The 9606-nt window shown below is 74.7% G+C and carries 11 protein-coding genes, 1 tRNA gene and 1 pseudogene; 7 read left to right on the top strand and 6 right to left on the bottom strand.

Going from position 1 to position 9606, the window contains the following annotated elements; genetic code table 11:
* Positions 1–882: pseudogene (locus tag I3F54_RS19160) on the bottom strand (hypothetical protein); the annotation flags it as partial.
* Here I3F54_RS19160 and I3F54_RS19155 point away from each other — a divergent pair.
* Positions 863–1081: a peptidoglycan-binding protein gene (locus tag I3F54_RS19155; RefSeq protein ID WP_240120040.1), complete on the top strand. Its 219-nt coding sequence runs from the start codon at positions 863–865 to the stop codon at positions 1079–1081. The pseudogene I3F54_RS19160 and the gene I3F54_RS19155 sit on opposite strands and share 20 nt — an antisense overlap.
* Before the next feature lie 81 nt (positions 1082–1162).
* On the opposite strand, the gene I3F54_RS19150 is transcribed toward I3F54_RS19155, so the two are convergent.
* Entirely contained in the window at positions 1163–1840 is a 678-nt protein-coding gene (locus I3F54_RS19150; protein ID WP_240120039.1) for an HAD-IA family hydrolase, read from the bottom strand.
* Positions 1841–2044: 204 nt separating this feature from the next.
* Complete coding sequence (locus I3F54_RS19145; protein ID WP_240120038.1) at positions 2045–2626, bottom strand: TMEM165/GDT1 family protein; 582 nt, start codon at positions 2624–2626, stop codon at positions 2045–2047.
* A 379-nt stretch (positions 2627–3005) separates the two neighbouring features.
* Here I3F54_RS19145 and I3F54_RS19140 point away from each other — a divergent pair, with 379 nt between their 5' ends.
* The 4 genes from I3F54_RS19140 to I3F54_RS19120 all read left to right on the top strand — a co-directional run bounded on the left by I3F54_RS19140 (position 3006) and on the right by I3F54_RS19120 (position 6781).
* Positions 3006–3650: an HNH endonuclease family protein gene (locus tag I3F54_RS19140; protein WP_240120037.1), complete on the top strand. Its 645-nt coding sequence runs from the start codon at positions 3006–3008 to the stop codon at positions 3648–3650.
* Between the two features lie 76 nt (positions 3651–3726).
* Positions 3727–5361 (top strand): alkaline phosphatase D family protein, encoded by a 1635-nt coding sequence (locus tag I3F54_RS19135; RefSeq protein ID WP_240120036.1) that lies wholly within the window; start codon positions 3727–3729, stop codon positions 5359–5361.
* Positions 5362–5438: 77 nt separating this feature from the next.
* Positions 5439–5894, top strand: a complete 456-nt coding sequence (locus I3F54_RS19130) for a DoxX family protein (RefSeq protein WP_240120035.1) — start codon at positions 5439–5441, stop codon at positions 5892–5894.
* 251 nt (positions 5895–6145) lie between these two features.
* The gene (locus I3F54_RS19120; RefSeq protein WP_240120034.1) at positions 6146–6781 is read left to right on the top strand and encodes a DedA family protein; all 636 of its coding nucleotides are present in this window, start codon (positions 6146–6148) and stop codon (positions 6779–6781) included.
* 262 nt (positions 6782–7043) lie between these two features.
* Here I3F54_RS19120 and I3F54_RS19115 read toward each other — a convergent pair whose 3' ends face one another.
* Positions 7044–7268: a DUF2277 domain-containing protein gene (locus I3F54_RS19115; RefSeq protein ID WP_240120033.1), complete on the bottom strand. Its 225-nt coding sequence runs from the start codon at positions 7266–7268 to the stop codon at positions 7044–7046.
* Positions 7269–7391: 123 nt separating this feature from the next.
* Here I3F54_RS19115 and I3F54_RS19110 point away from each other — a divergent pair, with 123 nt between their 5' ends.
* Positions 7392–8285, top strand: a complete 894-nt coding sequence (locus I3F54_RS19110; protein ID WP_240120032.1) for a 2-dehydropantoate 2-reductase — start codon at positions 7392–7394, stop codon at positions 8283–8285.
* A 183-nt stretch (positions 8286–8468) separates the two neighbouring features.
* Positions 8469–8858 carry a hypothetical protein gene (locus I3F54_RS19105; RefSeq protein WP_240120031.1) on the top strand — a complete coding sequence of 130 codons (390 nt, stop codon included), beginning with the start codon at positions 8469–8471 and terminating at the stop codon, positions 8856–8858.
* A 135-nt stretch (positions 8859–8993) separates the two neighbouring features.
* Here the strand turns inward: I3F54_RS19105 and I3F54_RS19100 are convergent, their stop codons facing one another.
* On the bottom strand, positions 8994–9320 hold the full coding sequence (locus tag I3F54_RS19100; protein WP_240120030.1) for a hypothetical protein: 327 nt from the start codon (positions 9318–9320) through the stop codon (positions 8994–8996).
* A 184-nt stretch (positions 9321–9504) separates the two neighbouring features.
* Positions 9505–9576: transfer RNA gene (locus tag I3F54_RS19095), tRNA-Val, on the bottom strand.
* Positions 9577–9606 lie beyond the last annotated feature (30 nt).

Below are 9606 nucleotides of genomic sequence, written 5' to 3'. Positions count from 1 at the left end.
CGCCGGGGGCGCCGGCGACGCGCGTGCGCGTGCGGCGGCCGGGGCGGTCGAGGAGACGATGGCGCTGCGCGCCGTAGCCCCGGCACCGCGGGCACCGGGAAGGCAGGACGCCGCCGGTGCCGCGGACTCGGGAACGGCGGCCGGGGCGGCGAGGACGACGGGGTCCGCCGAAGCCGCCGGGCCAGCCGGGCCAGCCGGGGCGGTCGAGGAGACGATGGCGCTGCGCGCCGTAGCCCCGGCACCGGCCCCGGTGCCGTCCTCGCGGCAGCCGGACCCGACTGCCGCACCGGACGCGACGGACGCGACGTCCGTACTCCCGGCCCCGCTGGCACCGCCGGTGAGCCCGCCGAGCGCGACGGATCTGAGCCTGTTCGAGGGGGAGGGGGCGGGTCCGGGCCGTGCCCGGGACCCGTACGCCCGCGAAGGGCGGGCCCGGGGTCGGCGCGGCCGGAAGGAACCCGCGCGCCGCCGAGGCGTCGTGCTGGGCGTGAGCGGGGCCGTCGCGGGCGTCGTGACGGTGGCGGGCCTGGCGAGCGGGCTGTTCTCGTACCAGACACCGTCCCGGGACGACGCCGCGTCGAAGGACGTGCGGGCGGCTGTTCCGGACACCACGACGAGCGCGGCGCCGGAGCCTGCGTCGCCGACGGCCTCGACCGCGTCGGCGAGTGCCTCGGCGGCGTCCCCGTCGCCGTCCCCGTCGAGCGCGTCGCCCTCGCCGTCCCCGTCGGAGTCGGTGTCGAGCGGGGCCCCGACGCCTTCCCGGACGGCGGAGTCGAGCCCGTCCCCGACGGCGACGGCGTCGACCGCGACCGCGACCGCGAGCGAGTCCGCCCCCGCCCTGGGGCCTTCGACCGAGGCCCCGGTGCTGCGCCGCGGCGACAAGGGCCCGGAGGTCACCGAGCTGCAGCTCCGCCTGCGTCAGCTGTACCTGTACGGCGGCGACGTCAACGGCCGCTTCAACGGCCGGGTGGAGGACGCCCTGGCCCGCTACCAGTGGGCCCGCGGCATCCGCTCGGACCGCCTGGGGGTGTACGGCCGGGAGACGCGGTCGATGCTGGAGGCGGAGACCCGGGAGCCCTGACGCCGGGGCGCCGCGGCGCCCGGTGGGGACCGGGCGATCCGCGGGGCGGTGCGGACCGCCCGCCCGGTACGGGACGGCGCGTCAGGCCACGTGCAGCCGCAGGGCGGTGCCGCCGGTGGCCGCCTCCACCCGCACCTGCGTCAGGTCCGCCACCCACGCGTCGGGCCGGTACGCCCGTGCCCGCGGTCCCACGCCCACGACGCGCATCCCGGCAGCCCGGCCCGCCGCGATCCCCGCACCGGAGTCCTCGAACACCACGCAGTCCTCCACGGCGGCGCCCAGCTCCGCGGCCCCCTTCAGGAAGCCCTCGGGGTCCGGCTTGCTCGCCCCGACGGACTCCGCGGTCACCCGCACGCCGGGCAGCGGCAGCCCCGCCGCGGCCATGCGCGCCGTCGACAGCGCCACGTCGGCGGAGGTCACCAGTGCGTGCGGCACCGCCGCGGAGGTCAGCGAGGCGAGGAACTCCGGCGCCCCCGGCACCGGCACGACGCCGTCCATGTCGGCGGTCTCCTCGGCCAGCATGCGTGCGTTCTCGGCGAGGTTCTGCTCCATGGGCCGGTGCGGCAGCAGCACCGCCATGGTCGCGTACCCCTGCCGTCCGTGGACGACCTTGAGCACCTCGTCGCCGTCGAGTCCGTTCCGCTCCGCCCAGCGGCGCCAGATGCGCTCCACGACGGCGTCGGAGTCGACCAGGGTGCCGTCCATGTCGAGCAGCAGGGCACGGGCGGGCAGAACGGTGGAGGCGGCGGTGGCCGTCATCGGCAGCTCCGGGAAAGTCGTGACGGGGGTCAGCGGGTCGGGCCGGCCGGGCCCCGCGGGGACGAAGACGGCCCCGCCCGCCGGTCAGGGAGAGCGGACGGGAACCACTTTGTTCCCCCACGGTACAAAATAGTTCCGGCATCCCGCCACCGCCGCCGCAGATCGTTCACCCACCGTTCAGCTCGACGGCACCGAGACGCACCCTCACGCCGCGACCGCCTCCCCCAGGCTCCACACGCCGAGGCCGACCATCAGCGCCGCCGCGATCCTGGTGATCAGCGCCAGCGGAACCCTCCTCATCAGCACCTTCCCACCGACGATGCCCAGAGCGGCCACCGCCCACAGGGCCAGCACCGCCCCGAGGCCGACGGAGAGCGGATCGTCGTAGCGGGCCGCGAGGTTCGCCGTCATGATCTGCGTGAGGTCGCCGAACTCGGCGACGAGGACGAGCGTGAAGCCCGCTCCGGCGACCTTGACGAAGGTCTGGTCCTCCGGCCTGCGGACCTCCTCGCCACCCTCACCCTTCTTCATCAGCAGCAGCGCGGCCCCACCCAGGAACAGCGCGCCGGTGAGCGCCTGCACGACCTGCTGCGGCAGCAGCGTCAGCACACTGCCGGCGGCCACCGCCAGTACGACGTGCAGCGCGAACGCCGCGGCGACACCGGCGAAGACGTACGAGGCGCGGTAGCGGGCGCCGAGCACGAGGCCGGCGAGCGCGGTCTTGTCGGGCAGTTCGGCGAGGAAGACGACGCCGAAGGCGAGCGTCGAGACGGTGATGCTGACCAAGGTTCCTCGATCGGTCGGGGCCGCCCCACCGAGAGTGCTGCACATCACGCGCGGACGCCTCGGCACGGCAGCGCGCTCGGGCGCCCGCACCGAGGGGCGCGGGCGTGCACTGCTGGCCGAAGGTCTCGCTGGCGGAATCCTTGATTCCGCCCCCGGGCGCCGGCCCAGCGCGAGCTGAGCAGTATGTCGACGGTCCGGCGAAGAGCTACTCCCCTTCAACGCGACCCATCGTAGGCAACAAAAAGTTCGAACCTCAACCTTGTCATGTCATGGACGCGTCATTACGTTCTCACCCGGCGCACATCCCCGCGCAACACGGCGCCGCCAGCATTCCCTTCGCTCGCGCTCCAACACCCCCACGACCCAAGGGAGTTCGCACATGCCCAGGTTCTACGCGCATCGACGGACGGGCATACTCGCCGCCCTCACCGGGCTCATCACCTCCACCGCCCTCTTCAGCGCTCCGAGCGCCTCCGCCGCCCTCCCCACCCCGGTCAGCGCCTCGACCGCCCGCACCTACCTCGCCCGGCTCACCGTGACCGCCGAGGACCGTACGGGCTACGACCGCGACCTGTTCCCGCACTGGATCACCATCAGCGGCAGCTGCAACACCCGCGAGACGGTCCTGAAGCGCGACGGCACGAACGTCGTGACCAACTCCTCCTGCCACGCCACCAGCGGCAGCTGGTACTCGCCCTACGACGGCGCCACCTGGACCGCCGCCTCCGACCTCGACATCGACCACCTGGTCCCGCTCGCCGAGGCCTGGGACTCAGGCGCCGACGGGTGGACCACGGCGCAGCGGAAGGCGTTCGCCAACGACCTGACCCGGCCCCAGCTCATCGCCGTGACCGACAACGTCAACCAGTCCAAGGGCGACAGGGACCCGGCCCAGTGGATGCCGTCGCGCACCGCCTACCGCTGCACCTACGTGCGCGCCTGGGTGCAGGTGAAGTACTACTACGACCTGTCGGTCGACTCTGCCGAGAAGACGGCCCTGCAGAACTACCTGGCGAACTGCTGACAGACCACAGGCGCCCGGGATCTCCCCATTCTCCGTCCTCGTTCCGTACGGTACGGGCGACGGAGGAGGGGATCACATGGCCGGACTGCGCCTGGGACCACTGCTGAGGTACGCCGACGGCTCGTCCGCGACCGTGTGGGTCGAGACGAGCCGTCCGTGCACCGCCGAGGTGCGCTGCGCCGGTGGCGCCGGCGGCACGGCCCGCACCTTCCAGGTGGCGGGACACCACTACGCGCTGGTGACGGTGACCGGCCTGACGGCCGGCACGGCGACGGCGTACGAGGTGCTCCTCGACGGCACCCCGGTCTGGCCGCCGCCGGACTCCCGCCTCCCGCCCTCCGTCATCCGGACGCCGGGCGGGGACGGCCCGCTCCGCGTCTCCTTCGGCTCCTGCCGCTGGGCCGCGCGGTCCGGCGCCGCGAAGGACCCGGCCGGCCCCGACGCACTGGACGCGCTGGCCTCGCGGCTCACCGCCGGCCCGCAGGACGAACGCCCCGACCTCCTGGTACTGCTGGGCGACCAGGTGTACGCCGACGAGACCTCCCCGGCGATCCGCCGGCGGCTCGCCGCCCGCCGCGACCCGTCCGACCCCCCGGGCGGCGAGGTCGCGGACTACGAGGAGTACACCTGGCTCTACCACGAGTCCTGGCTCGACCCGCAGGTGCGCTGGCTGCTGTCCACCGTGCCGTCCGTGATGATCTTCGACGACCACGACGTCATCGACGACTGGAACACCTCCGCCGCCTGGCTCGCCGCCATCCGGGCCACCGACTGGTGGCGGGAGCGGCTGCTGAGCGGGCTGATGTCGTACTGGGTGTACCAGCACCTCGGCAACCTCTCCCCGGCCGAACTGGACGCCGACCCCCTCTTCGCCGCCGTGCGCGGCACCCCCGACGCCACCGAGGTCCTGCGCGCCTTCGCCGCCGCCGCGGACGCCGACCCGTCCTCGGCGCGCTGGAGCCACCGGCGCGACATCGGCCGCGTCCGGCTGCTCATGGTCGACACCCGGGCGGCGCGGGTGCTGGAGGAGGAGGGGCGCGCGATGCTCGCCCCCGGCGAGGCGGCATGGCTGCGCGAGCAGGCGCTGGACCGGCCGGACTCCTGCGACCACCTGCTGGTCGGCACGTCGCTGCCGTGGCTGCTGCCGCATCTCGTGCACGACGCCGAGGCGTGGAGCGCGGCGCTGTGCCTGGGCGGGAGGGGGCCCCGCTGGGCGCGTTTCGGGGAGTGGCTGCGGCAGCGGGCCGACCTGGAGCACTGGGCAGCCTTCCCGACGTCCTTCGCGGCGCTGGCGGAACTGCTCGCCGAGGCCGGTTCGGGGCCGGACGCCCCGGCGACGGTGTGCGTGCTGTCGGGGGACGTGCACCACGCGTACACGGCTGAGCCGTTCTGGCCGGACGGCCGGGCCCCCGCCGCCCGGGTCGTTCAGCTGACCTGCTCGCCCGTGCACAACTCCGTCCCTGCAGCGATGCGGCTGGGCTTCCGCTTCGGCTGGAGCGCGGCGGCGCGGGCGCTGGGACGCCGGCTCGCGCGGCACGGCGGCGTCCCGCGTCCGCCGGTGCGCTGGCGCAGGACCGGCGGCCCCTGGTTCGGCAACCAGCTGATGACGCTGACACTGCACGGGCGTTCCGCCGTACTGTCGCTGGAGCAGGCCCGGCCGGACGGCACGCTGCACGTGGTGGCGGAGTCCGGGCTCACCCCTGGAGCTTGAACTTGCAAGCATGAGTAAGGCATGCCTAACCTAGTGCTCATTCGGTAGCGATCAGAACCGAAGGAGTCACCCCCCACATGACCGGACACCTCGACCGCGCCCTGCCCTTTGTCCTGGGCCTCTTCCGCATCGTCGTCGGCCTGCTCTTCGCCTGCCACGGCGCCGCCTCGCTCTTCGGCGTCCTCGGCGGCGCCGCGGGCACCGACGGCGGCACGATCGCGGCCGGCACCTGGCCCGGCTGGTACGCCGCCGCGATCCAGCTCCTCGGCGGCGGCCTGGTGCTGCTCGGCCTGGGCACCCGCGCGGCGGCACTGCTCGCCTCGGGCTCCATGGCGTACGCCTACTTCGACGTGCACCAGCCGGCGGCGCTGTGGCCGCTCCAGAACCGCGGCGAGGCCTCCGCACTGTTCTGCTGGGCCTTCTTCCTGCTGGTATTCACCGGCTCGGGCGCCTTCGGCCTGGACCGCCTGCTGGCCCGGCGCGGTGGTCGGGCCGCGAACCCGGCGACGGAGCGGTCACCGGTGGCGGTCTGACGCTCCGCCGGGCGGCGGGCCCCAGGGGCGGCCGCCCGGCGCCTGGCGCGCGGCCGCCCGGCTCCTTCCCGGTTGCCCCGCGGGGGCCGGCTCCCACGGACCCGCCCGACAGCCCCCTCGCGTCCCACCGGCCCCCGGAGCCCCTCCGCCCCACCTCCCGCGTACGCTGGGTGGCTGTCACAGGCCGCTTCCTGCCGCTCCCCGCGACACCGCGGCTCGGTACGGCCCACGGGGGATACGGGGAGTCAGCGGTGCTGGAGAGTCTCGGACAGGTCGGCGCGCTGACCGGCAGTCCATGGATCTACGCGGTGGTGGCCGCCTCGGTGCTGCTGGACGTCTTCGTACCGATCCTGCCGAGCGGCGTCCTCGTCATCGCGGCGGCGACCGCCGCGGCAGCCGGCACGGGTGCGGCGGCGGGCACGGACGTGACCCGGGGCCAGGTCCCCGACGCGCTGTTCCTGATCCTCTCCGCCGCGACCGCATCGGTGCTGGGCGACCTCGCGGTCTATCGCCTCGCCTGGCGCGGCGGCCCCCGGCTGGACCGCGCCCTCGCCCGGTCCCGCCGGCTGCGCGCCGCGCAGGAACGTCTCGGCACGGCGCTCGCCGGAGGAGGCGGTGCGCTGGTCGTCCTGGCCCGGTTCGCCCCCGCCGGCCGCTCCGTCGTCTCCCTGACCGCGGGCGCCGCCCGCCGCCGGGCTCGCGAGTTCCTCCCCTGGTCCGCCCTGGCCGGCCTGTCCTGGGCCGCCTACAGCACCGCCCTCGGCTACTTCGGCGCCCAGTGGCTGGGGACCAGATGGCTGGCCACGGCGGTGTCCCTGGGCGCGCTCTTCGCGGCGGGGGCGGGCGCGACGTACCTGATGCGCCGCAGGCCGGCGGTCGCGGGCTGAGCGCTCCGCCGGACGCGCCGCGCCGAACCCGCCGGCCCGCCCTCGCGCACGGTCGCACAACCTTCCCCGGGCCGTTTCACGGCCCTGCACCGCGGCAGTGGGCCAGGGCGCGCCCGCACTGCCGCGCGCTCCGGCCGGCCCATCCCTCCGCGGGCGGACGCGCCACGAACCCCGCCCGCCTTGGGCGGTCGTGGGGACCGGGCTCTTCCTCGGTGCGCCGACCGGGTGATCCGACGGCACGACGGACCGGCCGGGGTGCTCGTCACCGCCGGATGCCGGCACCCCGTATCTCCAGCCCGTCCAGCAGTTCTGCCGTGGCCTCGGCGATCACGTCCACCGCCCGTTCGAACACCTCCCGGTTGTGGACGGCCGGCGCCCGGAACCCGGACACCTTCCGCACGTACTGCAGGGCCGCTGCCCGGATCTCCTCCTCCGTCGCCTCCTCGGGCAACGCAGGCGGACGAAGAGTCTTGATGCTCCGGCACATGCCCCCAGTCTCGCGCGCACCACTGACAGCCGCCCCCTCCCCCGCGGACCGGGCACCTGCGATGATCACTGCCGAGGCGGCCACCGACCGCGGGGCCGACCGACGAACGAGGAGCCACCCAGCATGGCGCACGACAAGCTCACCATCGCCGTCCTCGGCCCCGGAGGCATCGGCGGCCTGCTCGCCGCCCTCCTCGCCCGCGCCGGCCACCGCGTGGTCTGCCTGGCCGGCGAGGAGACCGCCGCGACCCTGGACACGCACGGAATCCGCGTCCGCAGCGGCCTGTTCGGCGACTTCACGGTGCGCGCGCAGGCCGCCACCACACTGCGCGAACCGGTCGACGCCGCCCTCGTCACCGTCAAGCACACCGCCCTCGACGCCGCTCTGGAACGCCTGCCCGCCGCGGCGCTCGGCGACGCTCTCGTCGTACCGTTCCTGAACGGCGTCGAGCACCCGGCCGTCCTGCGCACCCGCTACCCGGCCGACCTGGTCGCCCCGGCCGTCATCCGGGCGGAGTCGACCCGCGTCGCACCCGGCGTCATCGACCACGGCAGCCCGTTCGCCGAGATCGACCTGGCCGGCGACACCGTGCCGCGCGACCGGCTGGAGGCGTTTGCCCGGGCCCTGTCCGAGGCGGGCCCGGCGACCCGCGTCCTCGACGACGAGGCGGCGGCCCTGTGGGCGAAGATGTCGTTCCTCGCGCCGTTCGCCCTGCTCACCACCCACCACCGCGTCCCGATCGGCGACATCCGCACCCGGCACCGCGACGAGCTGACCGCCCTGGTGGGGGAGGCCGCGGCGGTCAGCGGTGCCTGCGGCGGACCGGCGGACCCGGCCGGGGCCCTCGCCCGCTACGACGCCTTCCCGCCCGGGACGAGGTCCTCGATGCAGCGCGACGCCGAGGCGGGCAGCCCGATGGAACTCGACGCGATCGGCGGGGCGTTGCTGCGCGCGGCGCAGCGGCACGGGGTGGCCGCGCCGGTGACCGCCCGGCTGGTGCGGGACCTCACCCGCTGACATCGTCCACGGCCCCCCGGCCGGGGCGTCCTCCACGGCTCCCCGGCCGGGGCGTCGGCCATCGCTGCTCACGGCCCGCCGCCGCGGGCCGGCAGGAAGGGGGCGGCGCGACTCGGTCACTCGTCCGCATGAACCGGAGGAACGGACTCGCCCCAAGAAATCGAACAGGCGTAGCATTGGCGCGTGGCTGCGACCTACGACTTCCCCAGTGACCTCCGCGCCGGCCAGGAGGAGCTGCATCAGGTCCGGGCTGAGCTGTCGGCCCTGCTGAAGCGGCTCCCCTGGTCGGTGGAGCCGCTGGACGGCTTCAGCGACAACGACGGCTGGCGCAGGGTGGAGCGCCCCGCCTCCCCCGGCTGGACGCCGGACGAACAGGCCGAGGTCGAGAAGCTACGGCGCCGCGAACACGAACTCGCGGTCTTCGTCAGCACCCACCGCTTCTGGTCCGAGGTAGCCGCCGACAGCCGGGTGGAGGCCCGCATGCGCCTCAAGCAGACACCCGGAACCCCGCCCGGCCATGCCGCGGACCAGCGGTCCGCGGACGCCGGCCCCGACGCCCCGTCACCTGCTTGATCTCGGTCGGGAAGCGGTATCCGGCGGGCCGGGGCAAGCGCTCTGCCCCGGCCGCCTCACCGTGGACACCCCGCCCCGGCCCCAGCGTGGAGAGGACCTCACCGTGAAGAGGACGTCACCGCACGAACCGCCTGCTCAGTAGCCGAACTCGGGCGCCCGGTAGGGGACCCACCAGCTGGTCAGTCCCCAGATCCCCAGGGCGGCCGCGGCGACGGCGGCCAAGGCGGCGAGCCACGGGCGACGGGACCAGCGCAGGGTGAGCAACCAGCAGGCGAGAGGCACCAGGGCGCCGCCCACGGCGACGAGCGGCAGGTCGACGTACAGGACACCGAGGTCCCGGTGGATCCCCTCGAATCCGCCTTCCACGTTGACCCGCGCCAGCGGTGCCCAGGCCAGCAGCGCCGCCGCGGCACCCAGACCGGCCACCAGGAAACCGGCGAGGCCCTTGATCTCTTCCTTCACAACAGGTGGGACGCCACAGCCCCGCTCACAGTTCCGGGACCGGTCCGCCACACCACACGCGGAGAGCCGGTGGCTCTGTCCACGGGTCCGAACTCGCCAACGGGCCCGGCAGAGATCTCCCGAACATCCCCCGAACGATCTACAGGGCCCCACTCCTGATCGTGGAGCGGGGCCCTGGACTGGGTGGGCGCGGACGGTTTCGAACCGCCGACATCCTGCTTGTAAGGCAGGCGCTCTACCCCTGAGCTACGCACCCGGGAACGAGTCGACAGCCTACATTGCCGGG

This window comes from Streptomyces sp. MUM 2J (genome assembly GCF_022414535.1).
GTDB lineage: Bacteria > Actinomycetota > Actinomycetes > Streptomycetales > Streptomycetaceae > Streptomyces.
This window is presented reverse-complemented; position numbering and strand designations above follow the sequence as displayed.